This is a genomic window from Ruegeria sp. R8_1 (assembly GCF_017743815.1).
GTDB lineage: Bacteria > Pseudomonadota > Alphaproteobacteria > Rhodobacterales > Rhodobacteraceae > Ruegeria > Ruegeria lacuscaerulensis_A.
The window spans coordinates 13,645-28,451 of the sequence record NZ_JAGHRL010000003.1 but is presented as its reverse complement, the minus strand read 5'-3'; the positions used below and the strand labels follow the sequence as shown (position 1 = coordinate 28,451).

The window sequence follows — 14,807 nt, the reverse complement described above, 5'->3', positions numbered from 1 at the left end:
AATGAAAGCCTTTATGAAGGGGTTCTCCCGACTGACCGAAGCGATTGCCGGCGGGATGCTGGCGGCAATCTTCCTGATCTTCCTTCTCCAAATTCTTCTGCGGTACTTCTTTACCCCCGCTGGCTGGACTCTGGAATTGATCGGCATTCTTTGGGTCTGGGTGATTTTCTTCAGCTGCGCTTTCATCGTGCGCGAACGGGATCACGTGAAGTTCGACATCATCTATCTTTCGGTGCCGATGCGCGTGCGGCAGGTCTTTGCGATGCTGGCGGCCGCGGCGATTGTGGTCGGGATGCTCTACAGCTTCCTTCCGACGTGGGACTACATCGACTGGATGAAAATCCGCAAAACCTCGACTGTGCGCAATCCGTTCTCGGGTGAAAAGATACCGCTGCGCACCGTGTTCTCAATTTATGCGGTGTTCATGCTGGTCGTGGCCGCGCGGTATGGATGGCTGTTCTTTGACATCTTGCGTAATGGCCCACCTAAAACCGAGCTGGAACTGGTCGTTGGGTACAACGTGGTTGACGATCATCCCCGCGTCGACGGTGAAGACGACGAGGAAGCAGACAAATGAGTTTTGAACTTCTTTCCTGCCTGCTCGCTCTCTTTCTTCTGGCAGGCATTGGGACACCTATCGGCTATTCCATCCTCTTGGCCTCATTGGTGTATCTGGGCACGGCCGGATTGGACGTCGCCCTCGCGGGCGAGAAAATCCTGCAAGGCTTCTACAAAAGCACGATCCTGCTTGCCGTGCCTTTGTTCATCGTCGCCGCGAATATCATGAACGCTGGTTCGATCACGGACCGTCTGCTGAACTTCTGCGTCGCTGCGGTCGGGCGGTTCAAGGGCGGCCTCGGGCACGTCAACGTGGTTGCGTCGTTGATTTTCTCGGGCATGTCCGGCTCTGCCGTCGCGGATGCTGCCGGGATCGGCAAGATCATCATTGAGATGATGACCAAGGATGGCCGCTACAGCCGAGGTTATGCTGCTGCTATTACCGCGGCGTCGGCGACGATCGGCCCGATCATTCCGCCCTCGATTCCAATGGTCCTTTACGCGCTGGTGTCGAAAGCCTCTATTGGGTCCTTGTTCCTGGCTGGCATTCTGCCTGGCCTGATTATGGGCGTCGTTCTTATGGCGATGAACTATTATCTGGCCGGAAAGCGCAACTTTGCTTTGGAAGAACCTGTTCCACTGCGTGAATTGCCTGCAAAAACCGCCAACGCATTTCCGGCACTGCTGATGCCCGCAATCCTGCTGTACGGCATATATGGCGGCGTAACCACTCCGACCGAGGCTGCAGCCGTGGCTGCGTTCTACGCCCTGTTACTGGCAGCGTTGTTCTACCGCGCGCTGACCTTCCGTGGCCTCTACCAAGTGTTCGTCGACAGCGCGCGCTCCTCCGCCGCCGTCGGGGTGGTCATTGGTGGCGCGTTCATTCTGAACTTCATCGTCATTCAGGAACAGATTCCACAGTCGATCTCGGCACTGCTGGAGGGTTCGGATATTAGCCCGATTGTATTCCTGATCCTCGTAAACCTGCTGATCCTCGCGCTGGGATGCGTGTTAGACGCAACAACGATCATCCTGGTGATCGTGCCCCTGTTCATTCCAACCTGCGAAGCGCTCGGGATTGATCTGGTGCATTTCGGAGTGCTGGTCGTCGTGAACTCAATGATCGGTTTGATCACGCCGCCCTATGGCATTCTACTCTTTGTGATCAACGCCGTGACGGACATTCCACTGCGTGAAATCATCTCGGAAATCTGGGCTTTCCTCGCGGTTCTCATCTTCGCCTTGGTGATCATGATGCTGATGCCGGATCTGGTTCTATGGTTGCCGCGTATGTTTGGATATCAGGGATAATGTGCCTCTCGGTTTCGACAACGTCGATCCCCGGTGATCTGGCCGAAAAACTAAGTGCTATCGCTGAAGCGGGATTCGGGGGTGTCGAATTACACGAACCGGATTTGACCGCTTTTGACGGATCGCCATCGCAAGTCCGCGAAATTGCATCAGACCTCGGTCTGAAGATTTGCCTGCTTCAACCCTTCCATAATCTTGAAGGCCAGCCCGAAGCCGGACGTGAGCGCGCCTTTGATCGACTGAAGCGCAAACTCGACCTGATGAGCGAGCTGGGAACGGAATTGCTGCTTATCGGGTCTGCCTTCGAGGTCGATGTCGCCGCGACCGAAGAACAGGTAATCGCAGATCTTGGCGAGGCGGCCCAAATCGCTAAAGAAATGGGGATGCGTCTGGCCTATATGGGCTTGCCATGGTCGGATCTTGTTCACTCGGATGAACAGGCGTTAGGCGTCGTTGATGCTGTCGACAGCCCTAATCTGGGGTTGGCTTTGAATTCCTTCTTCTCGCTTGCCGACGGATCCAAACCAGCCCGCCTTCGGGACATTCCCGGAGAGCGGCTGTTCCATGTGCAACTGTCCGATGCACCCCGGCTTGAGATGGATATACGTCGGCTCAAGCGGCACTTTGGGCTTCTGCCGGGGCTTGGGTCGCTGAATCTTGCGGGCTTCGTTCGCGTGTTGTCCCGCGCCGGTTACAAGGGGCCTTGGTCCATTGCGCGCGTCAACGAAGCAGCTCCTCAACCCGGTGGCCGAACACTGGCCCGAGACAGCTACAGGTCGCTGGTGAACCTCCTGGATGAGGTATCCCGGACCGAGCCGGGAACCGATTTCGGCATCCCGGACCTGCCGGAACGCGTCTATGCGTCAGGCTTCGAATTCGTCGAATTTACAGCTGATGAGGTAAGCGGCGCGCAGCTGGCAGATATGTTGTCAGCAATGTGTTTTCGAATGGAGCGAAAACACGTCACCAAGTCCGTCGAGCTATGGCGGCAGGGCGCGATAAACATCGTCGTGAATACGGAAAAGGAAGGATTTGCCCATTCGGCGTTCCTGGGTCACGGCCCCTCCGTTTGTGATATGGGGTTGCGTGTCAAAGATGCGGATCAGACGGTTCAGCGAGCGACCGCGTTGGGCGCGCCGAATTTCTCACAGCCGGTAGGGACCGGGGAACTGGACATCCCGGCCATTCGGGGCGTTGGCGGCAACGTCGTTCATTTCATCGATGAGAAATCCGATCTCCATCGGGTATGGGACATCGAGTTCGAGCCGGTTGCGAAAACCAAAGCCACCCAACCTGCCGGTCTGCGTCGTATCGACCATCTGGCCCAGACGATGCGTCACGATGAGATGCAAAGCTGGCTACTCTACTACATTTCGACTTTCGAGATGGCAAAATCCCCTATCGTTAACGTCGCCGACCCGTCTGGTGTCGTGCAAAGCCAGGCTATCGAAAGTCCCGAAGGCGAAGTGCGCTTAAACCTGAATGGGGCAGTTGGGCGTCGAACACTGGCGGCGTCATTCCTTGAAGATGGCTTTGGGGCTGGTGTTCAGCACATCGCCTTCCAGTCGGATGATATTTTTGAAACGTCGGATCAGCTGCGGAAGTCCGGGTTTCCCAGCCTCTCTATCCCAGAAAATTACTACGCGGATCTGCAAGCGACATTCGGATTGGAGGACGATTTGGTCACCCGATTGCGCCGGGGTAACATTCTTTATGATCGGGCGGTGGGTGCCGAGTATTTTCAGATCTATAGCCGCCCGATCTTTAACGGCTTCTTCTTCGAAATTGTTGAACGCCGCATGGGCTATGCCGGGTATGGCGCGCGCAACGCGCCCATTCGCCTCGCTGCACAAAGCAAAACCCAAGCGGTGGCAGAGGTGCAGACTCAATGACCACACAGATGACAAGCGACGAGCGCGCAGTTCGCCAATGGTGGCGCACTTCCATCATCGACATGAAGCCCGGCCAGATCGCGTTTCGTGGCAACGCTATAGAGGACCTGATCGGGAACGTATCTTTCCCGCAGATGATCTGGCTGATGGTGCGGGGCGATCTGCCCAGCGATGCACAAGCCCGCCTGTTCGAGTCTGCTTTGGTCGCAGGCGTGGATCACGGCCCGCAGGCCCCCTCGATCGCGGCGGCGCGTATGGCTGCGACCTGCGGGGTCGGCCTCAACAACGCGATGGCGACTGCGGTGAACATGCTGGGCGACGTGCACGGCGGGGCAGGAGAGCAGTGTGCAGAGCTGTACTATGATATCGCAGTCCGCATGGATGCGGGAGCTTCGCTGAATGACGCTGTTCGGGATGGCTTGGACAGCTGGCGCGAGACCTACGGCAAGATCGTTTCGGGCTTTGGTCACAGGTTCCACAAACCCGTCGATCCACGCGCACCCCGATTGATGCAACTTGTTAGAGATGCGGCGGCAGAAGGCACAGTTTCTGGCCGGTTTGCCGATATCGGAGAAGAGGTTCAAGCCGAACTCGGTCGTCAACGAGGCGGTCGGCCAATTGGCATGAATATTGACGGCGCGACAGCAGTGATCTTCTGCGAACTTGGCTTTCCTGCGCCCTTGTCGCGAGGGCTGTTCTGCCTGTCCCGCTCGGTCGGAATACTCGCCCACGCTTGGGAACAGATGAACCAGGGCGGTCGGAACAAAGGGCCCATGCCCCCGAATTACTTACCCCTCTACGAAGACAGGAATGATGACACGTGAGACATCGAAATCCTTCCGGGTCGGCCTTATTGGCTGTGGTCGTATCAGCGATATTTATCTAAGAACACTATCCAAATTCTCAAACGTAGAGGTCGTGGCTTGTGCAAGCCTTGATCCTTCGGAAAGCCGCGCCAAAGCGGATCAATACGGTGTCGCCAAGGCCTGCACTCCAGATGAAGTGTTTGACGATCCGACGATTGACTGCGTTCTGAATCTGACAATTCCGGCGGCGCATGCCGAAATCAGCCTGCGTGCGTTAGAGGCGGGCAAGCACGTCTATTCCGAAAAGCCGCTGGTTATGAACCGAACGGATGGTAAGGCGATCCTGCATATAGCCGCCGAAAAGGGGCTTCTGGTCGGCTGCGCACCCGACACATTTCTGGGCGGTCGTTGGCAAACCGTTCGGCGCTTGATCGATGAGGGTGCCATTGGCAAACCGACAGGGGTTTTTGCCCATGTCGGTACCCACGGGACGGAACGCCACCATCCCAACCCGGATTTCTACTACCAGGCCGGTGGCGGGCCCTTGCTGGACCTTGGGCCATATTACCTGACCGCCATGGTTTGCTGCCTTGGTCCGGTTGACCGGGTCGCCGGAATGGCTCGGCGCACGTTCGACAAAAGGATGATCGAAAACGGCCCTCGCAACGGTGAATGGATGGATGTCGAGGTCGATACGCACTCGCTGAGCCTGCTTCAGTTCTCGTCCGGTGCCATTGGGTCAATGACCATGAGCTTTGATGTCTGGGATAGCGAAACCCCCCGGTTCGAGATCTATGGAGAAGACGGCACCATCAGCATCCCTGACCCTGACCCGGTTCATGGTGCCAATATCTTTCAGGGGGATGTCTGGTTGAAAACGCGGGACACCTCGCGCTGGTCTCATCAGCCTCGTCCAACTGGTCGCGAGGACTGGCAGGTGGTCGTCAACAAACATGGGTTCAATGAAGACAGCCGTGGGCTGGGCCTTTTGGACCTCGCATTGGCGGCACAAGAAGGACGCCAACCCCGTGCAAGTGGAGCGCTTGCCTACCACGTTTTCGAGGTCATGGACGCGATTGAACGGGCACCGAAATTCGGAGCGTATCAGACAATAGAAAGCCGGTGCTCGGCACCAGCGCCTCTGCCTGTCGATTTCCTGAACGATGAGAGGAAGGAGTTGGCGCATGCCGATTGAGACACTCGATTTTGCCCAGCCATTTTTTCGCGTCCAGCACATAACCGATGAAGACGGAGTATCGGTAGAGGGTCGCGCCATTGTTCTGAACCTTGGGGGGAGGGGCCTCTCTGTCGAGGATCAAACCGTTGCACCGCTTTCCTCCGTGATCGTGCAAGACAGCACGCTTAGCGGTGTGGAACGTGCAGTCATTGTCCACGGTTTCGACGCCCATGCCGATGAAAACGAGTTGTTCGCATGGGTGAAAGATACGTGGCCATCTGCTTTTGATGTCCGCCAAGAGGAGCGTCTGCGCGGTGTCAGCCACTACATGTCGCCGAAGGTCTTCGTAGGTAACGTTGGGCTGACCATGTACCATTCCGGCTCGGTGCCGCTGAATGTCGGATTGCACAAGGATCATCCGTTCTGCCCGGTACCGGGGTTTCGCGAAGTGCATACGCAAATCGTAGGCTTTGGCAAAATGCAGCAATGCCGTGAGCGGGATGTTGAAACCCTTTACCTCGAAGAATTCATGGCCCCCGGCACGACGCACAAGCCGATGTATGACGCTGAAGGCAACTATCCCTGGCATCAATACGAGACGATTACCCCCAGCATTTTCATGGCGGTGGAAATGCTGCCGGAAGGCGTACGGGTCCCGGAAATGGAGATGCAGAATGGCTGAGAGACTTTTACCCGAAGACCTGAACTTTGACGGACCTTTCCCCCGGTTGTCTCGCCGTTTGAGGCTGGGTGTTGTTGGCGGCGGACGTATATCTGTCACGCAAGCAACGGCTGCGCGGATGACCGACCGGTGGGAGGTCGCCGCAGGAGCGCTCAGTTCTGACGCCATGCGAAGCAAGGCGCGCGGGGCCGAGTGGTTCCTGCCGGCCGACCGGTGCTATGCGTCCTTCGACGAGATGGCAAAGGCCGAGGCGGCACGCCCGGATGGCGTAGATGCCGTCATGATCACTACCCCGAACCACGTTCATTTTGAAGCTTCCAAAGCGTTTCTGGAGGCAGGCATTGATGTACTGTGCGACAAGCCCCTGACCAACGAAGTTGCCGAGGCCGAGGGGCTTGAGGAGGTCGCCACGCGCACGGGACAGGTCTTTGCCGTCGGATATGCGATGTCGTGTTTTCCAGTGATCCGGCAAGCCAAGCAAATCGTGGCGGAAGGCGGCATCGGTAAAATCAACCAAATCCACGTCGAGTTCATGCAAGACTGGATGACGCCCGATGATGTGGCTGATGCGCCCCATGTCAAATGGCGGCTGGACCCAAAGATTTCTGGCCCGACCAGTTGTGTCGGCGATATCGGCACCCATGCTGCGCATCTCGCCAGCTTTGTCTCGGGTCTGCCCTTGACCGACCTGAGGGCCGAGTTCCATGTTTGCGGCGCGCCAAAGCCTTTGGAAGACACGGTGTTCATGTTCACCCGCTACCAAAATGAAATTCCGGGAACCTTGATGGCAACACGCCTTGCCCCGGGAAATCGGGGTGGGTTGAGGTTGCGGATATTTGGGAGCGAAGGCGGCCTCGAGTGGGATTTAGAGAATTCGGAGCAGCTGAAGTTCAATCGGTTTGGTGAACCGGATCGTATCATCAGCCGAGGTCACGGGCATGGCATCGGACCCGGTGCAGAACGTCTGATCCGGACCGCGCGCGGCTTCCCCGAAGGGATTATCGAAGCCTGGGCCAACCTCTATATGGAGTTTGCCATGGCCGTAGCCGCGCGCCGGGACGGCGTCGCGATTCCGGTCGATTGGCTGACCTATCCCAGTGTCAATCAAGGCGCAGACGGTGTCCGATTCATTGATGCCTCAGTGCGCTCTCACCAGTCTGGAGGTGACTGGGTCACTCTCTAAGGCTCTGCCAACGAGAATGAAAAACACGCCCGGGCAGTTGCCCGGGCGCTTTCATTTCCTGCTCAGTATTAAAAGTTGATATTTTAAAAAATATCAGATATTTTTTACTACGTGTGATGAATTTGAGATTCGCAGACACGTGGAGCTGCCGTTCATGGTGAAACCCGAAGAGGCTGGCGCAAGCCCCTCTCTCTATTCCTTGGCGCATCTGACGCTGATTGGCTGTACGCCGCCCGAGTTGGTCTATATCGCCGCGCGGGCCGGTTACGATGCCGTCAGTCCTCGATTCATTCCGATGCATGTGCCCGGTGAATTCACTCAATCTCCAATCGACAAGGCACAGGTGCAGGCCACCAAAACCGCTCTCTCAACCACCGGCTTGAAAGTCCTTGATGTCGAACTTGCGCGCATCACGGAAGATGTCGATCCACGCAGTTTTGAGCCTTCTTTTGAGATCGGTGGGGAATTGGGTGCCAAGCGCATGATCATGAGCGCGTGGACCAATACCCGCGATGATCGTGACTTCCTGATCGACGTCTATTCGGAAACCTGCGAACTGGCGGCACCCTACGGGCTAACAGTGGACCTGGAGTTCCCAAGCTTTTCCCGCCTTCGTACTCTGGATGAGGCGCTTGACATTGTCCGCGCCTCTGATCAGCCGAATGGCGGTATTCTGGTCGATACGCTTTATCTGCACCTCAGCCGAGTGGATCTTGGAGAGCTTTTGCACGTCCCTTCGGACCTGTTTCACTTCCTGCATATCTCTGATTGCCTGCCTGGCATCGCCGATACGCGAGAGGGCATGATTCAACTGGCCCGCGATGCGCGGCTCTATCCCGGCGAAGGCTGGATTGACTTCACCGGCATCATCGAACGGATGCCGCCCGTCGACTACTCCATTGAATTACCAAACCAAAGCCGCGTTGCCGAGTTGGGATATGAAGAACACGCGCGTCGCTGTCTCAGCCACGCCAAGCGAACATTCGGCGAGGCGCGGTCACAGCGTCGTGTGCCCGATGCTGCAATTCTAAAACACCAAGAGGATCATTATGGGCAAAGAGCTCACTGAAAACGACCGACAACTCGCGGCCGATATGCTGGCACGCGCCCGCGCTGCCATGGCCGAGATCGAGGATTGGGATCAGGACAAGCTGGACCGCCTGTCTCAGGCCATTGCGTGGTACGCAGGGAACGAGAAAACCTTCACACGTCTGGCCCAGCAAGGCGTGGACGAAAGCGGTATCGGAGATCGCGAAGGGCGCCCAGCGAAGCGATTTAAAATTCACATGGTGCTGCGTGATGTCCTGCGCACTCCATCGACCGGTATCGTCGAGGTGGATGAGGAAAAAGGTCTGGTGAAATATGCCAAGCCTGCCGGTGTGATCGCATCCCTGATTCCGATGACCAATCCAGCGATGACACCACCGGTGACCGGCGTGTCCGCCGCCAACGCCCGGAATGCGGTCATCTTCAGCCCGCATCCGCGAACCGCCCATACCACCTTCGAGATGGTCGAGGTCATGCGCGCGGCCTGCCGTGCCGCCGGTGCCCCCGAGGATTTGTTTCAATCCATTCGCAAACCGTCGATCCCATTGACGCAACATCTGATGGAGATCTGCGACCTGACTTTGGCGACGGGCGGTAAGCCCATGGTCAAAGCGGCGTACAGCTCAGGGCGTCCGGCCTATGGCGTCGGCGCGGGCAATTCATCCATTGTCATCGATGAGACCGCCGACTTGGATATCGCCGCTCAGAACACACGCATTTCGAAGACGTCCGACTTTGGGTCAGGCTGTTCGGCGGACGGCAACATCATTATCCAGCGTTCGGTCTACGACAATATGATCAAGGCGCTTGAGGCCGAAGGTGGGTACCTGTGTTCGGACGAAGAGAAGGCCATGCTCGAAGCGGCCATGTGGGATGAAAAGGGCAACCGTACGTTTCCGACCATCGCCTGTCCGCCGCAGCAAACGGCCAAGGTCGCCGGTTTTAGCATCCCCGAAGATCGCAAGTTTCTGATGGTTGAAAATCAGGGGCAAATCGGCCCGCAGCACAAGTTCTCTAAGGAAAAACTGACCACTCTGATGGCGCTTTATCACTTCGACACGTTCGATGACGCGCTGGAAACGGTCAGCCAGATCTACAACACCGGGGGCAAAGGTCACTCCTGCGGCATCTACAGCCACAACGACGATCACATCGATCGGTTAGCGCGCTTGGCCCCGGTCAGCCGCATGATGGTGCGACAGCCACAATCGAAGGCCAACGCAGGTGCCTGGACCAACGGCATGCCCATGACCAGCAGCCTGGGCTGCGGCATCTGGGGCGGCAACATCACCAACGAAAACGTCACCATGAAACACATGATGAACTACACTTGGGTCAGCCGTCCCATCCCCGAGGATCGACCCTCGGAGCCGGACTTGTTCGGTGAGTTCTACGGACAGGAGGTCGCGTGATGGACGCAAGCAAACTCGAGGGTAAAACCGTCGCCGAACACATCGTTGATTTCCTCGAACGCCGTGACGTCAAGCATGTGTTCGGGCTTTGTGGCCATACAAATATTGCAGTTCTGGCTGCACTGGCCGAAAGTCCGATTGATTTCGTCACGGTGCGGCACGAACAAATCGCCAGCCACGCGGCGGACGCATATGCCCGCGTGACGGGCAAGGCCTCGGTGGTGTTGTCACACCTCTCCCCAGGTTTGACAAACTGCGCCACCGGGGTCGCCAACGCGGCACTGGACTGTATCCCCATGGTGGTGATCGCGGGTGACATTCCAACGCATTACTACGGTAAACACCCGCATCAGGAGGTGAACCTGCACGCGGACGCTGCCCAGTGGGAAATCTACCGCCCCTTTGTCAAACGTGCGTGGCGGGTGGATCGGGCCGACCTGATGGCCGAGATTCTGGAAAAGGCGTTCCATCTGGCCGAGAGCGGTCAGCCCGGGCCGGTGCTGGTCAATGTGCCGATGGACATCTTCTCTGAGGTGATCCCGTCGGATAGTTTCGATCGTATTCTGGGCAACACAAGCGCGCTCAAGAAACCGTCGATTGACGATGAGACTGCGCGAGAGATTGTCGAAGCATTGGCAAAGGCCAAAAACCCGGTTGCCTATGTCGGCGGCGGTATCCTGTTGGCGCAGGCCAGCGAGGAGTTGCGTGAGTTCGTTGAACACATGGGACTGCCAGTCGCGCATTCCCTGATGGGTAAAGGTGCGTTGCGAGACGACCATCCGCTTGTGCTGGGAATGACCGGGTTTTGGGGCACCGAGCTGGTCAACCAGTCCTGCTTGAATGCGGACTACATCTTTGCGGTGGGAACCCGGTTCAAAGAGGCCGATTGTTCCAGCTGGTATCCCGGCTATACGTTCAACATTCCCGGCTCGAAGGTCATCCATATCGACATTGAGCCGCAGGAGATCGGTCGGAACTATCCCACCGAGATCGGAGTCGTTGCTGACGCCAAGGCCGCATTGCGCGTCCTCAACCGGGTCGCCCGCGAGATGTATCCAGAGGGCTTCAAGCGCCCCACGCTGGAGCAGAAGATCGCTGGCTTCCGGACGGACTTCAAGGCGCGCAACGTTGAAATGGCGACCTCATCGGCCTTTCCAATGATGCCCGAGCGTATTCTGGCAGATACCCGCAAGGCACTGCCCGAGGATGCCATCATCACCACGGACGTTGGGTGGAACAAGAACGGTGTCGGGCAACAGTTCGACATTTTGACGCCGGGTTCAATCCTCACCCCGGGCGGGTTCGCGACGATGGGTTTCGGTCCTCCGGGCGCGATCGGCGCGAAACTGGCGGCACCTGATCGAGTCGTACTAAGTTTGGTTGGCGATGGTGGCTTCGGTCAAAACCCGTCGATGCTCGCAACGGCCGTCGAACTCGATCTGGGCATTATCTGGCTGGTCATGAACAACAACGCCTTCGGAACGATCGCCGGCCTTCAAAAAGCGCACTACGGTCTGACCTATGGAACCACGTTCCCCGGATCAGCCGCCGCACCCGCAAACGGACCGGGCTATGCCGACATAGCGCGAGCCTACGGCGCGGAAGGGCACAGACTCAGCGCTGCTGACGAGTTGTTGCCTGCATTGGAAGCGGCAATCGCCAGCGGCAAACCAACCGTGCTGGATGTGCCAATGATCAACAATCCGACACCAACGACCGGTCATTGGAACATCCTGGACATTTATTCGCCGGACAAGGATGTTTCTCACGTCGCGACCTGACGATACTGAGCGCGGTAAGCCGCGCCAGTTTTTTTTCTTTCAATAGGCCCAAGTCAGCCAAACCTTCTGAGAGCGTGCAGTGCCTCAAGAAGATCTAACTGGGTTTACAGCCCTAATCCGAACCCAAAAGCGCGTGACGCGGTGCGCGGCTTGATTTCGGAGATCGTTGTGTCTCCAACCGAGAAAGACGGCGTGCCAGTCGAGGTGAAGGGCCGCCTTAGCGCCTTGGTATCAAATCGTTCCAAAAAGCTGGGGGGTTTGGTGGTAGCGGAGGAGGGACTTGAACCCCCGACACGCGGATTATGATTCCGCTGCTCTAACCAACTGAGCTACTCCGCCATGGGTGAGAGGCGATGTAAGCGAGGGGCCCAAGAGGGTCAAGAGGGAAATGGCCCCGGTAGGAGATTCTTTTTTAACCCAGTCTCACGTCGTTCCGGTATCGGAGTTATCCGCTTCCGCTTTGCTTTTCGCTATGCGGCGAATGAAGTCCGCGCAGGTGTTGGGCGCGGTTATCGGGATCATGTGACCCAGCCCCTCAAGTCGCTCTTCAGCCAGGCCGAATTGAGCCATCGGAGCGCCATGTGCCTCGGGTGAAAGGATCGCGTCCTGTGCGCCGTACAGGATGCCTCCGGGGGTTTTGAGGTCACCGTAGCGGGCCACTTGCCCCTCAAGGCTTTCGTCAATGCCGACAATGTCCTGCGAGGCGGTTATGAATGCCGAAGCGCGCAGGCCCAAAGCCCCACCAGCGCGGTCGAGAAAATCACTGGGCGCCGGTTCGGGATCAAACACCGCGCTAAGTGTATGTGGGGCAGTTTTTGCGGCGATTGGAACGGCAATGGTGTTGCCGATAAAGGTGCGAAGCCATTGGGTGCGGATCTCTAGCGGTTTGAACACGGCGGGTGGCCCGGGCATCACCTGTGTCAGCGGGGCCAACAGGGCCAACGCTCTTGTTTTTTCAGGATAGTCCAATGCCATGGCCAATGAGACCGCTCCCCCGAGCGAATGCCCGACAAGGATCGCATCAGACACGCCTTTGGTGTCCAGAAACTCCTGTATCATGCGGCCCTGTTCCGGTAGCCGGCCCAGTTCAGCAGCATCGCGGGTCGAGTAGCCGCAGCCGGGGCGGTCCACAGCGAGGACGTGGTAATCCTCGGCCAGCAGGTCGACCATCGCATAGGTATAGTGTTGCAGCTGCCCACCGAGGCCATGAATCAGCACAAGCGTCTGTTTGGACGGGTCGCCTTTTTCGACATAGTGGATACTGCCCCCACGCACAGGAGTGATCTGACCCAGTTGAGGAACACGGACAAGCCCGTCGCGGGTCAGTTTTCGGGTCCAGACATTCATGACCACGAAAAATGCGGCGATCAGAAGGACAAGGATCAGAATTACGTTCATCTCAATTCTCCTCATGTTGGGAAGGAAGGGGTTGGTAGTGTTCTAACCCCGAGCGCGCCATACGCTTTTCAAATTCGGATACGGTGCCGGGCCATAGCGTGGTGTTGCGGCCTTGGGCGTCCTGATACCATGACGTACATCCGCCCGCCTGCCAAACGCTGTCCGTGTGCCGGTCCTGCATTTCTTGGGTGAAGGCTGCCTGTTTTTCGGGGTCGGGCGTCACAACCTGCAGACCGTCGCGCTGCATTTCGTCCAAAACACGGCCGATATGGCGAACCTGCGCTTCGATCATCAGCACCACAGAATTGTGCCCCAATCCCGTATGGGGCCCAAGCAGAATGAAGAAGTTCGGGAAGCCTGCAATCGAAGTACCCAGATTGGCTTTCATTCCGTCAGCCCATGCGTCGCGCAGACTTACACCGTCGTCGCCCGAGATATTCAGGTACTCGACCATATCGGTGACGTGAAATCCGGTGCCCCAGATCAGTATATCGGCCTTAGATTGGGATCCATCCGCAGCTGTGATCTGATCACCCTCGATTGAGGTCACGCCCTGCGGCACGACGGAAACATTGGCGCGCGCAAGAGTTGGATACCAGTCGTTTGAGCTTAGGATACGCTTGCAGCCAATTTGATAGTCAGGCGTAAGCTTGGCGCGCTCGTCCGGGTCACTGATCGCCTTTTCCATAGCAGAGCGCCACATCTTCATGGCAAAGTTCACAGCGCCTTTTTCTCCGCGAAAAACCCGGTGGCGGTATTCGAACACCATGTAGATCAGCTTGCGGCGCAATTTGGGTAACATGGGAACACGCTGGTACAGCCTGCGGACCCACGGCGCGATTGGGCCATCCGGGCGCGGCAGAACATATGGGGCGCTGCGTTGGTAGATTGTGACATGCCCCGCCATTTTCGCGATCTCGGGGACGAATTGGACTGCGGAGGCTCCGGTGCCGATCACCGCGATCCGTTTACCCGATAAAGAGACGTCGTGATTCCACTGGGCAGAGTGGAAACTTGGCCCGGTAAAACTGTCCGCGCCGGGGATGTCTGGAATGCTGGGCACGTGCAGTGCGCCTATGGCGGAAACCAGTATCCGCGACGACCAATGCTGTCCGTCTTCGGTTTCAACCTGCCATTGGGCTCCGTCCCACCGCGCGGACTTAAGCTGTTGATGAAAATGGCACAGATCGTACAAGCTTTCGTCTTGTGCGACTTTACGCAGATAAGCCTGGATTTCCGCCCCGCCTGCATACGCGCGGCTCCAGTCGGGGTTCAGATGAGTGGCCATTGAATAAAGGTGAGAAGGCACATCGCAGGCAACGCCGGGATAGGTGTTTTCCCGCCATGTGCCGCCGATATCGCCCGCTTTTTCAAGGATCGCGATATCGGTGATCCCGCGCTTGCGGGCCTCAATCGCCATGATCAGCCCCGAGAACCCGGCGCCAATAATCAGCATGTCGGTCTTATGTTCCACGCGCCCCGCCCCTCCCAAAACGATCCAGATGGTATGTGAAGGATATAGGCAGGGCAGGGCGCGTGGATAGGGTCTCGTAGGGTCAG

General features: G+C 57.5%; 12 protein-coding genes and 1 tRNA gene. 10 read left to right on the top strand and 3 right to left on the bottom strand.

Going from position 1 to position 14,807, the window contains the following annotated elements; all coding sequences use genetic code 11:
* Position 1 precedes the first annotated feature (1 nt).
* The 10 genes from J7380_RS07440 to J7380_RS07395 all read left to right on the top strand — a co-directional run bounded on the left by J7380_RS07440 (position 2) and on the right by J7380_RS07395 (position 11,849).
* A complete protein-coding gene (locus J7380_RS07440) occupies positions 2-577 on the top strand; it encodes a TRAP transporter small permease subunit (protein WP_170745320.1) in 576 nt (191 codons plus the stop codon).
* Entirely contained in the window at positions 574-1,869 is a 1,296-nt protein-coding gene (locus J7380_RS07435; RefSeq protein ID WP_209195172.1) for a TRAP transporter large permease, read from the top strand. Before J7380_RS07440 ends, J7380_RS07435 begins: the two co-directional genes overlap by 4 nt.
* Positions 1,836-3,761, top strand: a complete 1,926-nt coding sequence (locus J7380_RS07430; protein WP_247742457.1) for a sugar phosphate isomerase/epimerase and 4-hydroxyphenylpyruvate domain-containing protein — start codon at positions 1,836-1,838, stop codon at positions 3,759-3,761. The genes J7380_RS07435 and J7380_RS07430 overlap by 34 nt, the downstream gene beginning before the upstream one ends.
* Positions 3,762-3,769: 8 nt before the next feature.
* Positions 3,770-4,585: a citryl-CoA lyase gene (locus tag J7380_RS07425; RefSeq protein WP_209195638.1), complete on the top strand. Its 816-nt coding sequence runs from the start codon at positions 3,770-3,772 to the stop codon at positions 4,583-4,585.
* The gene (locus J7380_RS07420; protein WP_247742455.1) at positions 4,575-5,762 is read left to right on the top strand and encodes a Gfo/Idh/MocA family oxidoreductase; all 1,188 of its coding nucleotides are present in this window, start codon (positions 4,575-4,577) and stop codon (positions 5,760-5,762) included. Before J7380_RS07425 ends, J7380_RS07420 begins: the two co-directional genes overlap by 11 nt.
* Positions 5,752-6,426, top strand: coding sequence for a hypothetical protein (locus J7380_RS07415; RefSeq protein ID WP_209195170.1), 675 nt, complete (start codon positions 5,752-5,754; stop codon positions 6,424-6,426). The genes J7380_RS07420 and J7380_RS07415 overlap by 11 nt, the downstream gene beginning before the upstream one ends.
* The gene (locus tag J7380_RS07410; RefSeq protein WP_209195169.1) at positions 6,419-7,609 is read left to right on the top strand and encodes a Gfo/Idh/MocA family oxidoreductase; all 1,191 of its coding nucleotides are present in this window, start codon (positions 6,419-6,421) and stop codon (positions 7,607-7,609) included. Before J7380_RS07415 ends, J7380_RS07410 begins: the two co-directional genes overlap by 8 nt.
* A 154-nt stretch (positions 7,610-7,763) precedes the next feature.
* Positions 7,764-8,678, top strand: coding sequence for a sugar phosphate isomerase/epimerase (locus J7380_RS07405; protein WP_209195168.1), 915 nt, complete (start codon positions 7,764-7,766; stop codon positions 8,676-8,678).
* Positions 8,659-10,068: an aldehyde dehydrogenase family protein gene (locus J7380_RS07400; protein ID WP_209195167.1), complete on the top strand. Its 1,410-nt coding sequence runs from the start codon at positions 8,659-8,661 to the stop codon at positions 10,066-10,068. The genes J7380_RS07405 and J7380_RS07400 overlap by 20 nt, the downstream gene beginning before the upstream one ends.
* Entirely contained in the window at positions 10,068-11,849 is a 1,782-nt protein-coding gene (locus J7380_RS07395) for a thiamine pyrophosphate-binding protein (RefSeq protein ID WP_209195166.1), read from the top strand. Before J7380_RS07400 ends, J7380_RS07395 begins: the two co-directional genes overlap by 1 nt.
* A gap of 262 nt (positions 11,850-12,111) precedes the next feature.
* Here the strand turns inward: J7380_RS07395 and J7380_RS07390 are convergent.
* The 3 genes from J7380_RS07390 to J7380_RS07380 all read right to left on the bottom strand — a co-directional run bounded on the left by J7380_RS07390 (position 12,112) and on the right by J7380_RS07380 (position 14,721).
* Positions 12,112-12,188, bottom strand: a tRNA-Met gene (locus tag J7380_RS07390).
* Positions 12,189-12,272: 84 nt separating this feature from the next.
* Positions 12,273-13,247, bottom strand: coding sequence for an alpha/beta fold hydrolase (locus tag J7380_RS07385; protein WP_209195165.1), 975 nt, complete (start codon positions 13,245-13,247; stop codon positions 12,273-12,275).
* Position 13,248: 1 nt separating this feature from the next.
* Positions 13,249-14,721: an NAD(P)/FAD-dependent oxidoreductase gene (locus tag J7380_RS07380; RefSeq protein ID WP_209195164.1), complete on the bottom strand. Its 1,473-nt coding sequence runs from the start codon at positions 14,719-14,721 to the stop codon at positions 13,249-13,251.
* Between the last annotated feature and the right edge of the window lie 86 nt (positions 14,722-14,807).